19 protein-coding genes and 1 tRNA gene are annotated in these 17,792 nt (G+C 48.4%); 14 read left to right on the top strand and 6 right to left on the bottom strand.

Translation table 11 applies throughout. The annotated features are described in order from the left end of the window. Positions 1-14 precede the first annotated feature (14 nt). The 9 genes from WCY20_RS12885 to WCY20_RS12925 are packed head-to-tail and all read left to right on the top strand — an operon-like array spanning position 15 to position 7,874. On the top strand, positions 15-917 hold the full coding sequence (locus tag WCY20_RS12885; protein ID WP_345975706.1) for a hypothetical protein: 903 nt from the start codon (positions 15-17) through the stop codon (positions 915-917). Further along, positions 901-1,830, top strand: a complete 930-nt coding sequence (locus tag WCY20_RS12890) for a hypothetical protein (protein ID WP_345975707.1) — start codon at positions 901-903, stop codon at positions 1,828-1,830. The genes WCY20_RS12885 and WCY20_RS12890 overlap by 17 nt, the downstream gene beginning before the upstream one ends. Then, complete coding sequence (locus WCY20_RS12895; protein ID WP_345975709.1) at positions 1,827-2,231, top strand: hypothetical protein; 405 nt, start codon at positions 1,827-1,829, stop codon at positions 2,229-2,231. The genes WCY20_RS12890 and WCY20_RS12895 overlap by 4 nt, the downstream gene beginning before the upstream one ends. Beyond that, complete coding sequence (locus WCY20_RS12900; RefSeq protein WP_345975710.1) at positions 2,228-2,758, top strand: hypothetical protein; 531 nt, start codon at positions 2,228-2,230, stop codon at positions 2,756-2,758. The genes WCY20_RS12895 and WCY20_RS12900 overlap by 4 nt, the downstream gene beginning before the upstream one ends. After that, positions 2,742-3,566, top strand: a complete 825-nt coding sequence (locus tag WCY20_RS12905) for a PDZ domain-containing protein (RefSeq protein ID WP_345975712.1) — start codon at positions 2,742-2,744, stop codon at positions 3,564-3,566. The genes WCY20_RS12900 and WCY20_RS12905 overlap by 17 nt, the downstream gene beginning before the upstream one ends. Then, a complete protein-coding gene (locus WCY20_RS12910) occupies positions 3,553-5,364 on the top strand; it encodes a secretin N-terminal domain-containing protein (protein ID WP_345975713.1) in 1,812 nt (603 codons plus the stop codon). The genes WCY20_RS12905 and WCY20_RS12910 overlap by 14 nt, the downstream gene beginning before the upstream one ends. Next, entirely contained in the window at positions 5,364-6,884 is a 1,521-nt protein-coding gene (locus tag WCY20_RS12915; RefSeq protein ID WP_345975715.1) for a GspE/PulE family protein, read from the top strand. Before WCY20_RS12910 ends, WCY20_RS12915 begins: the two co-directional genes overlap by 1 nt. After that, positions 6,850-7,347, top strand: a complete 498-nt coding sequence (locus WCY20_RS12920) for a type II secretion system protein (RefSeq protein WP_345975716.1) — start codon at positions 6,850-6,852, stop codon at positions 7,345-7,347. The genes WCY20_RS12915 and WCY20_RS12920 overlap by 35 nt, the downstream gene beginning before the upstream one ends. Next, positions 7,344-7,874 carry a prepilin-type N-terminal cleavage/methylation domain-containing protein gene (locus WCY20_RS12925; RefSeq protein ID WP_345975718.1) on the top strand — a complete coding sequence of 177 codons (531 nt, stop codon included), beginning with the start codon at positions 7,344-7,346 and terminating at the stop codon, positions 7,872-7,874. The genes WCY20_RS12920 and WCY20_RS12925 overlap by 4 nt, the downstream gene beginning before the upstream one ends. Positions 7,875-8,063: 189 nt before the next feature. Here WCY20_RS12925 and rplT read toward each other — a convergent pair whose 3' ends face one another. Together rplT and rpmI are read right to left on the bottom strand one after the other, a co-directional pair. Beyond that, positions 8,064-8,417, bottom strand: coding sequence for a 50S ribosomal protein L20 (rplT, locus tag WCY20_RS12930; protein WP_345975720.1), 354 nt, complete (start codon positions 8,415-8,417; stop codon positions 8,064-8,066). A gap of 101 nt (positions 8,418-8,518) precedes the next feature. After that, positions 8,519-8,710 carry a 50S ribosomal protein L35 gene (rpmI, locus tag WCY20_RS12935; protein WP_345975722.1) on the bottom strand — a complete coding sequence of 64 codons (192 nt, stop codon included), beginning with the start codon at positions 8,708-8,710 and terminating at the stop codon, positions 8,519-8,521. 186 nt (positions 8,711-8,896) lie between these two features. Here rpmI and WCY20_RS12940 point away from each other — a divergent pair, with 186 nt between their 5' ends. Beyond that, entirely contained in the window at positions 8,897-9,259 is a 363-nt protein-coding gene (locus tag WCY20_RS12940; protein WP_345975724.1) for a hypothetical protein, read from the top strand. Positions 9,260-9,674: 415 nt separating this feature from the next. Here WCY20_RS12940 and infC read toward each other — a convergent pair whose 3' ends face one another. Together infC and thrS are read right to left on the bottom strand one after the other, a co-directional pair. Next, complete coding sequence (infC, locus tag WCY20_RS12945) at positions 9,675-10,181, bottom strand: translation initiation factor IF-3 (RefSeq protein WP_345975726.1); 507 nt, start codon at positions 10,179-10,181, stop codon at positions 9,675-9,677. Positions 10,182-10,204: 23 nt separating this feature from the next. Continuing rightward, on the bottom strand, positions 10,205-12,013 hold the full coding sequence (gene thrS / locus WCY20_RS12950; RefSeq protein WP_345975727.1) for a threonine--tRNA ligase: 1,809 nt from the start codon (positions 12,011-12,013) through the stop codon (positions 10,205-10,207). A 263-nt stretch (positions 12,014-12,276) separates the two neighbouring features. Between thrS and WCY20_RS12955 the strand changes: the two genes are divergently transcribed. Further along, positions 12,277-13,722 carry an FAD/NAD(P)-binding oxidoreductase gene (locus WCY20_RS12955; protein ID WP_345975728.1) on the top strand — a complete coding sequence of 482 codons (1,446 nt, stop codon included), beginning with the start codon at positions 12,277-12,279 and terminating at the stop codon, positions 13,720-13,722. A gap of 381 nt (positions 13,723-14,103) precedes the next feature. Here the strand turns inward: WCY20_RS12955 and prfA are convergent, their stop codons facing one another. Next, complete coding sequence (prfA, locus tag WCY20_RS12960; RefSeq protein WP_345975729.1) at positions 14,104-15,174, bottom strand: peptide chain release factor 1; 1,071 nt, start codon at positions 15,172-15,174, stop codon at positions 14,104-14,106. Between the two features lie 18 nt (positions 15,175-15,192). Further along, positions 15,193-15,453: a 30S ribosomal protein S20 gene (gene rpsT / locus WCY20_RS12965; RefSeq protein ID WP_345975730.1), complete on the bottom strand. Its 261-nt coding sequence runs from the start codon at positions 15,451-15,453 to the stop codon at positions 15,193-15,195. A gap of 100 nt (positions 15,454-15,553) precedes the next feature. Between rpsT and glmM the strand changes: the two genes are divergently transcribed. From glmM to WCY20_RS12980, 3 genes are all read left to right on the top strand, one after another. Further along, a complete protein-coding gene (glmM, locus tag WCY20_RS12970; protein ID WP_345975732.1) occupies positions 15,554-16,894 on the top strand; it encodes a phosphoglucosamine mutase in 1,341 nt (446 codons plus the stop codon). Further along, complete coding sequence (gene lspA / locus WCY20_RS12975) at positions 16,887-17,393, top strand: signal peptidase II (protein ID WP_345975734.1); 507 nt, start codon at positions 16,887-16,889, stop codon at positions 17,391-17,393. The genes glmM and lspA overlap by 8 nt, the downstream gene beginning before the upstream one ends. A 76-nt stretch (positions 17,394-17,469) precedes the next feature. After that, positions 17,470-17,545, top strand: a tRNA-Val gene (locus tag WCY20_RS12980). Positions 17,546-17,792 lie beyond the last annotated feature (247 nt).

Consider the following 17,792-nt stretch of genomic DNA (forward strand, 5'->3'; position numbering starts at 1 on the left):
GTGAGTATCCGGTCATGAGAGACAGATCTGAGCGCCGCGGCGTCGCCCTGCTTATCACACTCTTTTTCATCATCGCGATAACCGCCGCTGTCGGGGTAAGTCTGATGAACCTTCGCAAAAGCGGCGAAGAGCTCCATCAGGCACGTTTTCTGCTTCAAAGCGGTGCCGTCGTGGACGATGTTCTCGCTCTGATGAGAGGGGCGGACAAACTCGGTGCCGTGACCGATGCCGAGAGTCTCAATCTTTTTTTACTCACTGCCGGGTTCATCCCGCTGGAATTAAAAGAACTTTTAGTTAAAATAGAGATCACTAGTGCAATGGGACATATCAACATCAATGCCCTCAAGGCGTCAAAACCTTTTCAGGATACGTTAATAGCGTATATGAACCGTTTTAATGTTCAGGATGCCCTCTTTATGAGTGATCTTTTGATCGACTGCATGAGCGGATATCAAGATATCTATAAGACGGGTATATTCGATGAGATGCCGGAATTGTACCGTGAACGTATTGTCTCAAAAAGACATTTCGACAAGATTGTGGATTTTTATATCCGTGAACGTCATGACAATGCCGTCGCTAAACTGCCGTGGAAAGATCTGCTCCGTTTTGACGATGCCAATACAACGGTGCTGGATGCCAACTACATCACGCCGGCGTTGTGGCAGATGCTGATTCCCGGACTGGAAGAGGAGCGCGCTATTGAGCTCTCTTCGGGCGGCGGGGCCTATAGTTCACTTGAAGACATTGATCTTTCGCCTGAAAGGAAAGAGGGTCTGGCGACATTCAATCTCAGCTTCTACCAGCCGACGGTGCATCTGGATATTGAGATCGTAGAGAACAACAACAGTGCCAATGTGGCCTTTGACTATGATTTAACTGCAAAAAAAGGGAAACATTTTGAATTTGGGATTTAAATCAAAGGCGAAAGCCTTTTTTGTCGATGTCGATTCACCGCCATGTTCTCTTGACCAGCCGGTAAACATCATCCTTTCGCCTTCGATGTACTGGGTCAAGCGTGTCAAACTCCCGGTCAAATATCTGCGTGAAGTCAGAAGCCTGATCCCCTCTCTCTTTGAAGAGAACCTGCCTGAGGGCAAATACAGCTACGGTGCCTATAAAGACGGCGAGAGCTTTTTGATCTTCGCCTACAACGACAAAGAGGTGCTTGACCTGATCGCCGACAAAGGGATCTCCTCAGCCAATATTGACAATATCTACCTCGCCCAGAGCGAATTTGACACGATCGAAGCGTCGATCAGGATCGATGACAAGAGCATTTTGAGCCTTCAGGACGGTGTCGTCGTCAAGCTGCCGATCGCCCTGGACCCGGACGCCGTTGAACTTGATCTGAGCGGCCACCTCTTTTCAAAACACTCGATCCACCTCACCCGCATCAACCAGATCGCAGATAAAAAAAGTCAAATCGTCTTTGCCTCGATACTGGGTACGCTGATCATCATGTTCGGTGCAGAGTGGCTGATCACCAGCGCCAAAGTGTCGGTGATCGCGCAAAAAGAGTCGGAAGTCTTTGCCCGCCATAAACTTCCTGCGACCTCGTTTCAAAATGAGGCGATCCACGCCAAACTCAACACGGTCTTTGAGCGTCAGATCCGCATACGCGACATTCTGAATCTTGCGCTGACGGCCAAACTCAAACCAGACGAGCAGATGCAGCGCATTGCCCTTGAGAAACAGAAGGTCATCATTGAGATCAAGAGCGTTTCCCGGGAGGCCGGAGCACGAAGCCTCTCCGCGCTTGCAAAAGAGTTCAAACCCGAGAAAGAGAGCTATGCGAACGGGATCTACACAATGGAGATAGTGCTATGAAGATCAATCCGCTCTATATCGCGCTGCTGCTGATCGTAGCACTGCTGTTCGTCATCTACCAGCTCGGCAGCGCCAAAGCAGAGCTCCGCGAAAGCAAAAGTTCCCTGGCGAAGATAGAGACGATAGCGGAAGAGATCGATGCGCTTAAACGCGCCTGGGACAATCCCAAGACAGCGCGCAGTGCACTTGACAGACTGATCAAAGCCCCCCAGCTCAAATCAGCCAACATCCAACAGACCAAAAAACGCGGTTCTGTCGTTTTAAAATCAAAAAAAGTTGATCTGAAAGCCGCGAACTACTTTTTCGTCAAACTCTTTAACGGCACCTATATCCTGAAAAGCTTTGATATCGAGCGTCTTGATGACGAGTCGATCAGTTTCAGCGTGGAGGTCAGCTCATGAAAAAGATAGCCCTTTACCTCCTCTATACCATTCTCTTTTTCGGCGCGCTGCTCTTTTTTACCCCCAAAGAGAGTGTCTACTACTTTGCGGAAGGGCAGCTTAAACCGCTTGGTGTCATCCTCGCGCATGAAGAGGCTGTCGATCACGGGTTTACACTTGAACTCACCCACATCGATCTCTATGTGCAAAAAATAAAAAGTGCCGAGATCGGATCGGTGACATTGGGCATTTTTGGGTTCTACAACAGCGCCGCTGCTGCCGACATCCTCCTTGACAAGACGTTTGAGGCCTTCTTCCCGCCGTTGATCCAGCGTGCAGAGCTTCACCAGAGCCTGATCGATCCGCTCCATATCAATGCCAACGCGGTCGGGGATTTCGGTGAGGCAGAGGCGCGTGTTGATCTGTTGGAACGTTCCGTACAACTATTTTTAAAGCCCTCGAGACTGATGCGTACGCGCTATAAAAGTACATTGAGACAGCTGAAAAAAACAAAAGAGGGGGATTACAGTTATGAATATAAATTTTAATCCCGCTTATATGAAGATCCTGCGCAATCTGCTCATCACCATCCTGGTCGCCAAGGCGATCTCGCTTGGTATGCTGTGGTATTTTCCAAGTGAAGGGGTCAACTACCACGCCAGCAGTTCAAAGGCACCCGAGTACAAACGCTACAGTGTCAACAATATCATCAAAGCGGCACAGAGACCCGACCTTGAAAGCGGCTCGCAGGAGCTCGGCGAGCTGACGGCCTACGGACCCAATATCTCCAATATGGTACTAAGCGGGCTCTTTAAGAGCAAAAGCGGCGGATATGTCATTATCGCACTCAAGGCAAAACCCGATAATGCCGAAGTGCTCGGTATCGGAGAGAGTTTTGAAGGCTATACCCTGAAAAAAATACTCGAAAACGGGGCACTTTTCGACAAAGGCGGCCAAAGCTACAGCCTCTACTTCTCAGAAGACAAACAGGGCGAACGCTATACCCAAAGAGCGGGTGCGCCGGAGAGCGATGAGGAGACGATGAAGCAGGTCGCCAAATCCGATATTAGCTACTATGCCAAAAACGTTGATCAGATCTGGAAGGATATCGGTATTGTCGAAGAGAAGAAAAACGGCAAGATCACCGGTTTCAAAGTCACGCGCATCAAAGCCAACACCCCCTTTGCCAACCTCGGTTTACGCCAAGGCGATATAATCATTAAAGCCAATAATAAGCCGATGACATCGTATAAAGATGCCCTCGCCATCTATCAAGGGATCGATAAACTTCAAGCACTTGAACTTATCGTTCTACGTAATAATCAAGAAACGGAGATCGTCTATGAAATATATTAAACATCTATTGCTTTTTACTCTTTTAATCGGCACCACTCTCGCTGCCAGAGAACAGGTCAAGGTCAAGTTTGACAACCTGCAGATCGAAAAGTTCATCAAACTTGTTGCAGAGATCAGCAAAAAGAACATCCTGGTGACCAACAAGATCAACGGCACGGTCGATCTGGTCACGACAGCCCCTATCTATGATGACGAAGTGATGGGTATTCTGGTCTCGGTCCTGGAATCAAAAGGGTTTACCCTTGTTCAAAAGGGCTCATATTATGAGGTTGTCCGTTCGACCGAAGCGGCAAAGCACAATGTCCCGGTCGTGCGTTCAGGCAACATTGCACGCGGCCATACCATGGTCACGCAAGCCATCAAGGTCAAAGGTGAAAATGTCGATATCGTTGCCGCCAAAGTCCGCTACCTCATCTCCAAGACCGCCAAGCTGATGACGATGAAAGAGTCGAATACGCTTCTTCTTACCGACTATCCGGCCAACATACAGACCATCAAACGTATTATCAGCGATATTGACACAAAAAACAAAAAGATCATCAAGATCATTCCGGTGGAGCATGCCGAACTCAAACAACTGCACACGCAGGTCACAGACATCGCCAAGTCGATCTTTAACGAGAAGGTAGCGACACAGAGCGTTAAAGTCCTGCTCAACAATGATGTCAACGGCCTGGTCCTGGTCGGTAATCCCGATCAGGTCAAAGAGCTTGCCAAAATCATAAAGACCCTCGACACCGAACAGAACCTCAATGAAGTGGTGCAGATCCTCCCGCTGAAAAACTCCGAGGCCAAAAATGTTCTGGCCACACTCAACGAGATCATCACCAAACAGACCTTTACCGATCCGAGTCTCAAGCCCAACGTTTCCGCCAACGAAGAGATCAATGCCATTATCCTTGTGGGCAACCCTTCCCTGCTTAAAGGGCTTGTCAAGATCATCGAAACGCTTGATAAAGAGAAGTACCAGGTCTATGTACAGGCCAGAATCGTCGAGATCAACAAAAACGATGCGGAACAGATCGGGCTCAAGTACTCCCTTGGCGCCCTCGATGTCAGTTCCTCCGGACTTTTGGCCTTTAGCGGCAACTTCGGCGGCTCATCGGCGGCCTCCATTATTCAATCGTTGGGTGTGGCCATACCGGAAGATGCCGGTACAACCGGACTCGCCATAGGGGCTTCACTTGATTTTCTTCAGACGAAAGGCGCGTCCAAAACGGTCTCGAGCCCGTCAATCCTCTGTGTGAACAACCAGGAGTCATCGATCTACGTCGGTAAAACGCTCTCCTTTCAGACAGGAAGTAATACGGCCGGCACCCTCGGAACAACCAGCAGTTATAAACGCGAGGATGTAGGTCTGACCCTCAAGATCAAGCCCCGTGTTTCATCAAAAGACAAGGTAACGTTGGATGTCGAGGCGATCCTGGAAAATGTACTTGCAACCGTAGATACAAACAATCAGCCGGTGACGACAAAACAAAATGTACTCACACAGGCGATCCTGCGTCATGGCGAGACAATCATCATCGGCGGCCTGGTTAAGAACTACACCTCTACAACCGAATCGAAAGTACCGATATTGGGTTACATTCCGATACTCGGACTGCTCTTCACCCACAACGATACATCCGACCAGCAGGACAACCTGATCGTTATTTTGACACCCTATATCATCGAAAAGAGTGAAAAACTTTCCCAGCTTCAACGTGAACTTGGCGAGCTGAGCCGGCTTCAGAGAGAATACAACAAGGAAGTTTTCTCCCAAATCGAGGAAAAGAGCAAAGAGGAGAATAAGTAATGCTTTCGCCTCAACTGCACCATGATCTCAGCCTCGAAGCGATCGAAGTCGAAGGGATTGAGACAGAGCTACTAGTCAAAAACTATCTTCTGCTTACGCACATCGAAGAGGAGATCGTAGCGGTCACTTCCGAGGAGTACCTGGTCGAAGCGAGCAACTTCTACAGTAAACTTGACGAGCAGTACCCTTTTGTCATCCTCGACGAAGAGTCTTTCGAACGCCTCTTCAACCGTTTTTTGGAACTTCGCACCGACAGACAGATCGAGACCATGCAGGAAAAAGGTGAGAAGGCAGAGGAAGAGGATGAAGAGCTTTCGCTGACAGAGTTTTTACGGACCTCATCGGACATCCTCACCTCTGAAGAGTCTGCACCTATCATCAAATTTGTCAATGCCCTCTTCTATCAGGCCGTCAAGCGCAAAGCCTCCGATATTCACATCGAAGTGCATGAAAAGAGGGGTGAAGTCCGTTTCCGTATCGACGGGGTCCTCACCAAAAATGCCGACCTGGAGAAAAAGGTCATCGCGCTCATCATAAGCCGTATCAAGGTCATCTCCAATCTCGATATCTCGGAGAACCGCATCCCCCAAGACGGCCGTACCCAGATCAAGATCGCCGGGGAGACCCTCGATATCCGTGTCTCTATCCTGCCGACCTTTTACGGCGAACGTGTCGTTATGCGTCTTTTGATGCAGAGCGGTTCCGTACCCCATATCCATGAACTTGGCTTTTCGGATGAGACGATCCACGACATCAAAAACCTGCTGCGCAACTCCCACGGCATCATCCTTGTCACCGGTCCGACAGGGTCAGGGAAGACCACCTCGCTGCACGCTTTCCTGCAGGAAGTCGAATCGCCTGAACTCAATCTCATCACGGTCGAAGACCCGGTCGAGTACAAATCGGAGACGATCTCCCAGATACAGGTCAACGAAAAGGTGGGGCTCACCTTCGCTTCTGCTCTGCGCTCTATACTGCGCCAGGATCCGGACATCATTATGATCGGTGAGATCCGTGATGAAGAGACGGCGCATATCGCGGTCCGCGCGGCGCTGACAGGGCACCTTGTCTTCTCCACCCTGCATACGAACTCCGCCGCGGCGACCATCTCGCGTCTGGCCGATATGGGCATAGAGCCTTTTCTGATCTCCTCTTCTGTCCTGGGCATCATGGCACAGCGGCTTGTCCGCCGTCTCTGCGATGCCTGCAAGGTGGAAGACACTATTGCGGAGGATTTCGCCACCGAATACAATCTTGCCCCTGATGCCAAGATCTACAAGCCTGTCGGCTGCAAGGCGTGCAACTACAGCGGTTTTAGCGGCCGCCAGTCGATCGGTGAACTTCTGGTCATGGACGATATGATCAAGGATCTGCTGAAAGAGACCACGGATGAGCACACCATCTCCAAAGCGCTGGAAGCAGAACACCTTGTTACGATCTCTATGCAGCTTCGCAAGATGCTGCTCAGAGGAGAGACTTCCCTGGATGAAGCGATACGCATCGGTCTGTCTCATGCCTAAAATGTCTCGCGGCTTCACCCTCCTCGAGGTTCTTGTTGCCGTCATGATCATCGCCGTTGTTATCGGATCACTGATAGAACTCTTTGCCAACAACTCCTACACCTTCAAATCCGTACGTCAGAAGATCTTGCACACCAATACAACAAGCGTGCTTTTGGGCAATGAGATCTATGGGTATGAAAAAGCGAAAACCGACCTCGCTGAACTGGTCAAGGATTTTAACATCGATGATGATCTCAGACGTCAGCTTAAAAATGTCAAGGTCGAGATCATCTACAACGAGGTCACGAGCATTGATTTTGGAGAGGCCGCTGAAAGTATTGCCGATATAGGCAGCGGTGAAAACGGGGACGACACCCTGATACAAGAGGCGTCAGAGGCCGTAACCGCCTTGGAGGTCGGTCGTACGACCATGAAGGTCAACGATCAGTCCAGCTCTTTCTTACGGGTCAAACTGCAATGAGACGCAACGCTTTTACCCTCATAGAGATGATGATCGCCATCACCCTCTTCTCCGTCGTCATGATATTTCTTTACCAATCCATGGCTTCACTGGATAAATCCAACCGCTTTTACGGCGAGAAACTGCAGACAATATCAACCGAACAGTCTCTGTTTAAAACCCTCTATCTTGATCTCGCCCTCTCCCAATCCAATGTCGACGAGATCATCAATGTCAATAAAAATGAAGATATCGTTCTCATCCAGACCCGGCATGTTGTTCACACGCATGTGATGCCGTACGTTGCATACCTTGTAAAAAAGAAGCATCTCTATCGTATTGAATCGGCGGCAAAGCTGAGCTATCCTTTTGAGCGTAACCTTAACGTGCTTATTGATGATTTCGGTGAGGTGCAGAAGTTCAGACTCTATAAAAACAGTACCCATTTTTTACTCCACCTCAACTTCGGTGGCCAGGACAATCTGCTTAAGATACGCCATCTAAACACCGCAATCGGACAAGAGACCAATAGTACATCGGCTTCATAGTCTTTTACAGAAATCAGATCATCTTGTTTTCTGAAAGTGCTGTCGGCGCAGAGTTCTGTCTCCGGCTGAATTGTTGACATAGAAAGGTCTACCTATAAAAGGGTATTGGCTAATTGCTGTTTTGGTAAGGGTTTAATGGGGAGGAGAAAAGTGTAGAAGAATCAAGGCCAAAGGCCCTGATCTGTTAAATTAGAGTGCAGCTTTTGCTTGAGTCACTACAGCGCTGAATGCTGCTGCATCGTTCATTGCCATATCGGCAAGGATCTTACGATCCAGTTCGATGTTCGCTTTTTTCAATCCGTTGATGAAACGAGAATAGCTGATGTCATTTAGGCGGCATGCAGCATTGATACGGATGATCCACAGTTTGCGGAACTCACGTTTTTTCTGTTTACGGTCACGGAATGCATAATACATACTGTGTTCAAGTTGCTCTTTCGCTTTACGGAAGTGCTTGTGACGACCTTGAAAGAAACCTCTTGCAAGTTTTAATACTTTTTTATGACGACGGCGTCTTACAACACCTGTTTTTACTCTTGGCATTTTTTTCCTTTACTTGACTCTATGACCTTTTCGATACATAGGTGCCACTTCAATGGTGGACTTGCCCAGTTGAACTGGAGAATAGTTGAATGAAAGCGTGATTACGCGATCATCGCCTTAATATTTTTAGCATCGACTGCTGCAACGGTTTTCGGCGTGTTTTGTTTACGACGTGTTCCAGCATCTTGCTTAGTCAAGATATGGCTACGAAACGCTGTACCGCGTTTAACAGTGCCGTTTTTCTTCACTTTGAAACGCTTTACAGCGCCTTTTACAGATTTCATCTTAGGCATAGTGACTCCTCTCTAATTTTACTATTTTACATAGTTGCGTAAAATAAGTCTGAAATTATAGCCAAATCAAGATTAAAATTCCATTGCAGGTTTTCAAACGCATTGAAATTCACTTTGCACCATTGTGATTAATTAACAGACAGCGGCCCCGTCCTGTTTTGTCACTATATTTGGTTATACTAAATCATGTCAGATACAGATTTGCAAAATATGCTCAGACAGGCCGAAGAGGAGTTTAAATACCTTGAAGAGCAGTGTCTGAAAAATAAAGATGATGATTATGAGATCAAATTGCACGCAATAGCGATGATCACACTCTACAACTTTGCCCTCAATCTAAAGCTGTCCGGTTCGCAGCTCATCGAACTGCTCTATATTTTAGATGAAAACAGCCGCCTCCATCAAAACCTGATCGCCCCCTATCTGATGCTTCTCGATGATATGGAGCTTGTCTGCAAACAGTACGGGCACACCTATTTGATGTTCCTCTCGGAAAAGGCGCAAGATAAAAGTGATGAAGAGATCATGGAGGTACTCTTTAAAAAGTAGGGTTAGTGAATGGTGAATGGTGAATGGTGAATGGTGAATGGTGAATGGTGAATGGTGAATGGTGAATGGTGAATGGTGAATGGTGAATGGTGAATGGTGAATGGTGAATGGTGAATGGTGAATGGTGAATGGTGAATGGTGAATGGTGAATGGTGAATCTAGTATGAAAAGGTGGCGAAGCTCATCTTCACACAACCTGAACTTTGAAAAAGCTTCAGATTTCGAGGAAACATCGCCATGCGAGCGGTACCCTTGTTTTGGTGTAAGTTGTGCCGGATGTGAACCAGGAGACGCAGAAGAACCAACAGTTCACTACAGCGAACGACTAAATCGTGAGTCGTGCTGCTGTGCGTCGAGCGGTGAACTCCGGTGCAAATTGCGCCGATACCCGAAGGGGCAGACCCAGCTGGAACTTTTACTTTTTCTTGTCCTCTTTTTTCGGAAGAACAAGCATATTGTAGTAACGCCCTTCAAAACGAGGCGGTTTGTCCATAACACCGATATCTTCAACCATCGGCCAGACACGCAGAAGAACCTCTCTGCCCGCTTCGGGGTGCGCCATCTCACGACCGCGGAGGAATACTCTGAATTTAACGTGCTTGCCTTCTTCTAAAAATTCGCGGGCATGTTTGACTTTGTAGTTAATGTCGTTATCTGCGATCTTGACGGAGAGCTTGATCTCTTTGACTTCGATCTTGATCTGGTTTTTGCGCTGCTCTTTTTTCTTCTTCTCTTCTTGGTATTTGAACTTGCCATAGTCCATAATCTTCGCTACCGGCGGCTTGGCATTTGGCGCGATGAGCACCAGGTCTAAGCCCATTTCATCAGCTTTTGCCAATGCTTCTTTTGTCGGGATAATTCCTAATGACTCACCGCCATCGACGTTACAACGAACCTCCGGGACCCGGATATCTTCGTTCATTATAGTAGTGTCTTTTTTTCGGTTCAAAAATTTACCTCATTTATTTTTTGTTGAATCATAGCCAAGAACTCTGCTTCGCTAAGATTATATTGTTCACGCTCACGTCTGTCACGCACTGCGATCGTTTTGTTCTCGACCTCATCATCACCTAAAACGATGATCATCGGGACACGCCCTTTTTCGGCAGTTCTGATACGTTTGTTCAGGCTCTCGTTTTTCGAGAAGATCTCGCTGTCCGCACCTAAATCGATCAGTTTATCTGCCAACTCCTTGGCATATGCGTTATGAGGCTCCGCGATAGGAACGATGGCGACCTGGGTCGGTGCAACGAACATTGGGAACTCACCCGCATAATGTTCTGTCAATATACCAATAAATCGTTCAAACGAACCTAAAATTGCTCTGTGAATCATAACCGGTTGGATTTTGTTGTTCTCATCCCCGCTGTATTCGAGCTCAAAACGCTCCGGAAGGTTGAAGTCCAGCTGGATCGTTCCGCACTGCCACTCGCGTCCGATCGCATCGGTGATCTTGATGTCGATCTTCGGTCCGTAGAAGGCACCGCCCCCTTCATCGATCTCATAGACAAGGTTGTTTTTGTCCATTGCCGTTTTCAACGCGTTGGTCGAAATTTCCCAAACCTCGTCATCACCGACCGCTTTTTCCGGCTTCGTCGAGATCATCATCTTGTAATCAAAGTTGAAGGTCGTCATGATCTTGTCGACAAAGTCGACGACCTCGATGATCTGCTCTTCGATCTGGTCCGCAGTACAGAAGATATGCGCATCATCCTGCGTAAATTCGCGTACGCGGAAAAGACCGTGCAGTGCCCCTGTCATCTCATGGCGGTGCACCACCCCGTACTCAAAGTACTTAAGCGGCAGGTCACGATAGGAGTGCGGCTCATCTTCATACGCCTTGATGTGACCGACACAGTTCATCGGCTTGACGCCGAACTCCACATCGTCAATATTGGTGAAGTACATGTTCTCGCCATAGTTCTGGTAGTGGCCCGACGTCATCCAGAGGTCAGAACGCAGCATCTCAGGCCCGCGCACCGGCTCATAGCCGCGTTTACGGTGTGCTTTGAAAAGGAGAGACTCCAGACGTGCACGAAGGCGTCCGCCGGCAGGAAGCCAGATAGGGAAACCGGCGCCGACCTCTTCACGGAAAGTGAATAGCTTCATCTGGGCACCGATCTTGCGGTGGTCGCGCTTTTCCGCTTCGGCGATCATCTCAAGATGCGCTTTGAGCGACTCCTTGTCGGCAAAAGCGATCCCGTAGATACGTGTCAGCATCTCGTTCTTGGAGTCACCGCCCAGGTAGGCACCCGAGATCTTTGTCAGCTTGAAGTAACGGATCTGACCGATATCCGGCAGGTGCGGTCCGCGGCAGAGATCTTCGAAATCACCCTGCTTGTAGATAGAGACCGTATCACTCGGAATGCGCTTCATCACCTCCAGCTTGAGATGGTCGTCGGCAAACTTCGCTTTCGCCTCATCCATGGAGATCTCATAGCGCTCGATCGGGTACTTTTTCTTGGCAAAAGAGAGCATCGTCTTTTCGATCTTTTTAAGGTCACCCTCACCGATCTCTTCACTCACTTTGAAGTCGTAGTAGAATCCCTCTTTGACAACCGGTCCGACAAAAAACTCGGCATCCGGGTAAAGCGATTTGATCGCCTGTGCCATCAGGTGTGCCGTTGAGTGGCGGAGAACTTCCAGGGCTTCCGGGGAGTTGTCAAGCTCGATCTCTTCACCTGTAATTCCGTTCGCTTGCGCTGTCAGCAGGTCGATAACTTCGTCGTTGTGTTTAATCGCAATTGCGCTCATAATTGTTCATCCTCTTTCAAAGAGCCCACCACAACAATAGGCAGAGCATCTTGAAGATATTTTATTTGCGTGATTTTAGCTAAAAGTCGCCTTGTTTAGATTGAAAGAAGAGCGCAAAGACCTTTTTCACCGCTCTATCTCAGTTTTATCGGGCGATCTCATCAGGTTATCGGCAAACACGCGCATAATTCATACACTTTAATCACCATTTTTAATAGACATGCGCTAAAATAGGAACAATCATCAATAGAAGGTAAACAATCATGGATACAAAAGATCTTAAATCTCTCCTAAAAAAGAGTAAAAACGCTGAGATGCTTTCGCGCCGCGATGCATTGAAACTGATGGGAATTTCACCGATTGCGGCAGGCGTTCTCGCCTCAACATCATCCAGCTCCATCGCATCGGCTGAAGCATCAGATGCAACAGGCAAAGTCGTTATCGTCGGTGCCGGTGCCGGCGGTATTATGGCGGCTGCACGTCTGAACAGAGCGCTCTCCAACCCGGACATCACCCTCATCGCACCCAATGAGGTCCATCTTTATCAACCGGGCCAAATCTTTATGGCCGCAGGTGAATACACTTTTGACGATATCTCCAAAGACAATGCAGACCTTGTGCCGGATGGTGTCACCTGGATCAAGGACGAAGTCAAAACCTTTGATCCGGACAACAACAAGGTCATAACACGCGGCGGCGAGACGATCGATTATGATTACCTGATTGTTGCCACGGGTCTTCAGTACCACTACGAATGGATTCAAGGTCTCAGCGTTGACGATATCGGTAAAAACGGTATCTCCAGCGTCTATCTGAACAACCTTGAGAAAGGTACCGCAGAGGGCGGCAGTATCACCCACCAGTGGTTTAAAGATCTCCATGAAGCAGCCAAAGACGGGAATCCGAAAGTCATCTGTACGCAACCCGGAACCCCTATAAAGTGCGGCGGTGCACCACAGAAGATCCTCTACCTGAGTGATGACTATCTAAAGCGTGACGGGCTCACCGCCGACTTCACCTTTGCCACGAACGGCGGCAAGCTCTTCGGTGCCGTACCGGCAGTCGATGCAACGCTCAATAACGAAGTGCAGCCGCGTTACGGAAATATCACCAATAAATTCAAACACAACCTGGTCTCTATCGATGTGCAGAACAAGGTTGCCACCTTTGAACACAACTATGAGGTTCAGGGCAGCTATGACGAAGATCTCGAAGAGTACGAAATGATCGCCAAAAAAGAGCTGGTAGAGATGGAATACGACTTTATCCACATCGTCCCGCCGATGAGCGCACCGGATGCTGTGGTAAACTCACCGCTGGGTTGGCAGAAAGGGAGCGCAAAAGGGTGGCTCGAGGTTGATCGCGAAACACTCCAGCACCGTCGTTATGCCAATGTATTCGGTATCGGTGATATCTGCGGGATTCCACTGGGTAAAACGGGGGGAAGCGCACGTCACCAGGCGCCTGTTGTCGTAGGCAACCTGATCGCACAGATGGAGAGCAAGGCGTTACAAGAGAAATTTGACGGCTACACGGTCTGCCCGCTGAAGACACAGTACGGCAAAATCATCCTGGCCGAGTTCAACTATGACGGTCCGGCACCGTCATTTCCTCTGGACATCGGAAAACCGCGCTGGATCTGGTGGGCATTTGACCTCTACATGCTTAAACCGATGTATTGGTACCTGATGATGCGGGGATTGATGTAAAAACCTGCTAAGTGCTAAGTGCTAAGTGCTAAGTGCTAAGTGCTAAGTGCTAAGTGCTAAGTGCTAAGAAAGATGACGTTGTTCATCTAAAAGCAATCTAAACTTGCAAATAAATTTTTGGATGTCAAAAAAGACACCGAAGCTCTCATACTTGAAAAATCAAAAAATTTATATAAAGTTTCAGATTTCGAGGAAACATCGCTACGCGAGCGGTACCCTTGTTTTGGTGTGAGTTGTGCCGGGTGTGAACCCGAAAGCGCAGAAGAACCAACAGTTCACTACAGCGAACGACTAAATCGTGAGTCGTGCTGCTGTGCGTTGAGAGGTGAACCCCGGTGCAAATCGCGCCGATACCCAAGGGGGCAGACCCAGCTGGAACTTTTAAGAGAGGCCGGCCGCTTCCATGCTTTTGACTTGGCTGTCCGTGATCAACGGATCGATGATCTCATCAAACAGACCGCCGGTCATGATCTCGTTAAGACGGTACAACGTCAGGTTGATACGGTGATCCGAAATACGGTTCTGCGGGTAGTTATAGGTACGGATACGCCCGCTACGGTCACCTGTACCGACCTGTTCGTTACGGGCGGCACTGTCTTTTTTCTGTGCCTCCTGCAACTCAAGGTCATAAAGACGCGCTTTGAGTACCTTCATCGCTTTGTCTTTGTTTTTGTGCTGCGACTTCTGATCCTGGTTGGTGACAACCAACCCTGTCGGAAGGTGGGTAATGCGGACTGCGGAGTCCGTCGTATTGACCGACTGGCCGCCGTTGCCAGAAGCACGCATCACATCGATCTTCAGGTCACCCGGGTCGATATCGACTTCGACGTCTTCGACTTCCGGCATCACCGCGACCGTGATCGCAGAGGTGTGAACACGTCCCTGGGATTCCGTTGCCGGAACACGCTGGACACGATGGGTACCACCCTCATATTTCAGACGGCTGAAAACCTGGTCCCCTTTGATAAGGGCGATCAGCTCTTTATACCCGCCTGCATCGGATGGGCTCGTGCTCATCAGCTCTATCTTCCACCCTTTGACTTCCGCATAACGGGTATAGGCAGCAAAGAGGTCGCCGACAAAGAGTGCTGCTTCATCCCCGCCGGTACCGGCCCGGAGTTCCACGATGATATTTCGATCATCATTCGGATCCTTGGGAATAAGAAGCTTCTTGATCTCATCTTCGATAACAGCGACTTTCGGTTCAAGCTCTTTGAGCTCTTCTTTGGCAAGTTCGCCAAGTTCCGGATCATAGATCATCGACTTGTTATCGTCAATATCGGCAAGAAGGGTTTTGTACTCTTTGGTCTTTTCTACAAGCGGCAGCAAACCTGACTGCTCTTTTGATAGCGCCGTCATACGTTTGATATCGGAGGCTACATCGGGTGAGCTAAGCAGCTCACTCAACTCGTCGTAGCGTTCAAGAAATGGGGTTAGTTTATCTGCTAACATTCGGGGTAGTACTTACCCTTACAGTGCGTTAACAGCTTGGTGAAGGCGGCTTACTTTACGAGCAGCAGTCTCTTTTTTCAAAAGACCTTTGCTTACAAATTTATGGATCTGCTTGTTAGCAACTTTCAATGACTCAGCAGCTTCCTCTTTGTTACCTGCATCAATAGCAGTACGAACTGCCTTAACAATGTTTTTTAAACGTGTACGATAGAATCTGTTACGCTCAGTACGTTTTTCAGTCTGGCGGATTCTCTTCAATGCTGACTTATGGTTTGCCATTGCATTATCCTTGTCATAATATAATTTGAGGTAGAATGTTACCTTAAAGATAATTAAAATTAAGTTAAACATTATGTTGAAATGTAAATAAGGTGTACAGATGAAATTATTTGGAACAGATGGCGTACGTGGCGAGGCGGGAAGTTTTTTAACGGCTTCACTCGCCATGAAAGTTGCCATGGCGGCAGGTGTCTACTTTAAAGACAGTGCAAAGACGAACAAGATTCTCGTCGGGAAAGACACGCGACGCAGCGGCTATATGATTGAAAACGCGATCGTCAGCGGGCTGACTGCCGTGGGTTACGATGTCATACAGATCGGACCGATGCCCACGCCCGCTATCGCTTTTTTGACAGAGAACATGCGCTGTGATGCGGGTATCATGATCTCTGCAAGCCACAACCATTTCGGCGACAACGGTATCAAATTTTTTGATGCACGCGGCGACAAACTTTCCGAAGAGATCGAAGCAGAGATCGAAAAACTTGTTCAGGATGAGGAAAAACTGAACGATGCAGCGGCCACCAACAAGAACATCGGCAAGGCAAAACGTATCGACGATGTCATCGGGCGCTATATTGTCCAGCTCAAAAACTCTTTCTGCCAGGAGCATACGCTTCAGGGAATGCGCATCGTGTTGGATACGGCCAATGGTGCAGGGTACCGGGTCGGGCCGACCGTACTCGAAGAGCTCGGTGCCGAAGTCATTGTCCTGCATGATAAACCCGACGGCTTTAACATCAACGAAGATTGCGGCGCACTCTATCCCAAAGATGTCCAAAAAGCGGTCATCGAGTACCGTGCCGACATCGGATTTGCCCTCGACGGTGACGCTGACCGTATCGTTGTCATCGATGAGAAGGGCGAGGTCGTCGACGGCGATCAGCTGATCGGTGCGATAGGCCTTTACCTCCAGCAGATCGGCCGACTAAAAGGCGACGGTATCGTCACCACCGTCATGAGCAACCAGGGGCTTGAAGATTTTTTACATGAGCACGGCCTCAAGCTTTACCGCTCCAACGTCGGCGACAAACATGTTTTGGAGATCATGAACAAAGAGGGGATCAACTTCGGCGGCGAACAGAGCGGGCATGTCATTGTACAGGATTATGCAAAGACGGGCGACGGACTGCTCACGGCACTGCAGACGCTCGCACTGGTTCTCAGCAGCGACCAGCCGGTCAGCAAAGCCCTCCGTCCGTTCAGCCTCTATCCGCAAAAACTTGTCAATCTCCATGTGCATGAGAAAAAAAAGCTTGAAAGCATCGAGGGCTTATCTGAAAAATATGCGGCACTGGACAAAGCCCGCATCCGCCATCTTGTACGCTACTCGGGAACAGAGAACAAACTGCGTGTCCTGCTGGAAGGCAAAGATGCCAAGGCGATGGAAAAGGCCATGAATGATCTGATAGATTTTTTCAAGAAAGCGCTCAATGGTTAAGTCGCTTCTTGTTCTGATTCTTGCACTGGTCGGTATCTTTATTGCCGATCAGGCTATCAAAGAGTACATGATTCTTAAAGCCATAGATATCTACGCCTTGCCGCAAGAAGCCCTCTACCCACGTGCGCTGGACATCTATGAGACAACTTGTATCAATCTCCGTCTCGTCTTCAACCAGGGGGTCGCCTTTTCGATGCTCTCCTTTCTGGATGAGTATCTGAAATGGCTGCAGCTCCTGTTGATCTCCGGCGTCTTGGCTTATGTGATCAGCCTGAAAAAACTCTGTTATATGCTTCCGTCCGGGATCCTGATCGGTGCCGGGCTCTCAAACATTTATGACCGTTTTATTCATGGCGGCGTCGTCGATTATATCTTTTGGCACTGCGGATTTGATTTTGCGATCTTCAACTTTGCCGATGTGATGATCGATTTTGCGGTTGCCTGGCTGCTGTTTTTAAACCTCAAACCCAGGTTTTGCAAGGCCGACAAAGAAAAATAACATTTTTTCGAGAATTTGCTGCACTTCTAAAATCAGTTTAAGCAAGTGTAGTGTAATATTCTCATCTCTTTTCAACGGTCCGTTAGCTCAGTTGGTAGAGCGCTACCTCGACAAGGTAGATGTCACAAGTTCAAGTCTTGTACGGACCACCATCAAAAACCCCCTAAAACAAAACGTTTCAACACTTTTTTAAAATAAACTGTTTCTATATATTTTCGTACAAGTCATCCGAAGCGATGTATGCCCTAAACAGCAGATATCATTTATAAAAAACAAACACCTTTTTTTCAACTCTTCTGCGAAGTTCAGCTATATTAGTTGTGCTTTTTTTCTGTCACTGTTGTTTCATGTAAACTGCAATAGCGATTAATACGACATAGATCAACGCCATAAAGTTGA

This window comes from Sulfurimonas sp. HSL3-7, assembly GCF_039645985.1.
Taxonomy (GTDB): Bacteria; Campylobacterota; Campylobacteria; order Campylobacterales; family Sulfurimonadaceae; genus Sulfonitrofixus; species Sulfonitrofixus jiaomeiensis.

Excerpts from the sequence above, each read along its gene's own strand:
- WCY20_RS12885 (WP_345975706.1), top strand. The coding sequence starts at position 15 with ATGAGAGACAGATCTGAGCGCCGCGGCGTCGCCCTGCTTATCACACTC.
- WCY20_RS12895 (WP_345975709.1), top strand. The coding sequence starts at position 1,827 with ATGAAGATCAATCCGCTCTATATCGCGCTGCTGCTGATCGTAGCACTG.
- WCY20_RS12900 (WP_345975710.1), top strand. The coding sequence starts at position 2,228 with ATGAAAAAGATAGCCCTTTACCTCCTCTATACCATTCTCTTTTTCGGC.
- WCY20_RS12905 (WP_345975712.1), top strand. The coding sequence starts at position 2,742 with ATGAATATAAATTTTAATCCCGCTTATATGAAGATCCTGCGCAATCTG.
- WCY20_RS12910 (WP_345975713.1), top strand. The coding sequence starts at position 3,553 with ATGAAATATATTAAACATCTATTGCTTTTTACTCTTTTAATCGGCACC.
- WCY20_RS12915 (WP_345975715.1), top strand. The coding sequence starts at position 5,364 with ATGCTTTCGCCTCAACTGCACCATGATCTCAGCCTCGAAGCGATCGAA.
- WCY20_RS12920 (WP_345975716.1), top strand. The coding sequence starts at position 6,850 with ATGAAGCGATACGCATCGGTCTGTCTCATGCCTAAAATGTCTCGCGGC.
- WCY20_RS12925 (WP_345975718.1), top strand. The coding sequence starts at position 7,344 with ATGAGACGCAACGCTTTTACCCTCATAGAGATGATGATCGCCATCACC.
- rplT (WP_345975720.1), bottom strand. The coding sequence starts at position 8,417 with ATGCCAAGAGTAAAAACAGGTGTTGTAAGACGCCGTCGTCATAAAAAA.
- rpmI (WP_345975722.1), bottom strand. The coding sequence starts at position 8,710 with ATGCCTAAGATGAAATCTGTAAAAGGCGCTGTAAAGCGTTTCAAAGTG.
- WCY20_RS12940 (WP_345975724.1), top strand. The coding sequence starts at position 8,897 with ATGTCAGATACAGATTTGCAAAATATGCTCAGACAGGCCGAAGAGGAG.
- infC (WP_345975726.1), bottom strand. The coding sequence starts at position 10,181 with ATGAACGAAGATATCCGGGTCCCGGAGGTTCGTTGTAACGTCGATGGC.
- thrS (WP_345975727.1), bottom strand. The coding sequence starts at position 12,013 with ATGAGCGCAATTGCGATTAAACACAACGACGAAGTTATCGACCTGCTG.
- WCY20_RS12955 (WP_345975728.1), top strand. The coding sequence starts at position 12,277 with ATGGATACAAAAGATCTTAAATCTCTCCTAAAAAAGAGTAAAAACGCT.
- prfA (WP_345975729.1), bottom strand. The coding sequence starts at position 15,174 with ATGTTAGCAGATAAACTAACCCCATTTCTTGAACGCTACGACGAGTTG.
- rpsT (WP_345975730.1), bottom strand. The coding sequence starts at position 15,453 with ATGGCAAACCATAAGTCAGCATTGAAGAGAATCCGCCAGACTGAAAAA.
- glmM (WP_345975732.1), top strand. The coding sequence starts at position 15,554 with ATGAAATTATTTGGAACAGATGGCGTACGTGGCGAGGCGGGAAGTTTT.
- lspA (WP_345975734.1), top strand. The coding sequence starts at position 16,887 with ATGGTTAAGTCGCTTCTTGTTCTGATTCTTGCACTGGTCGGTATCTTT.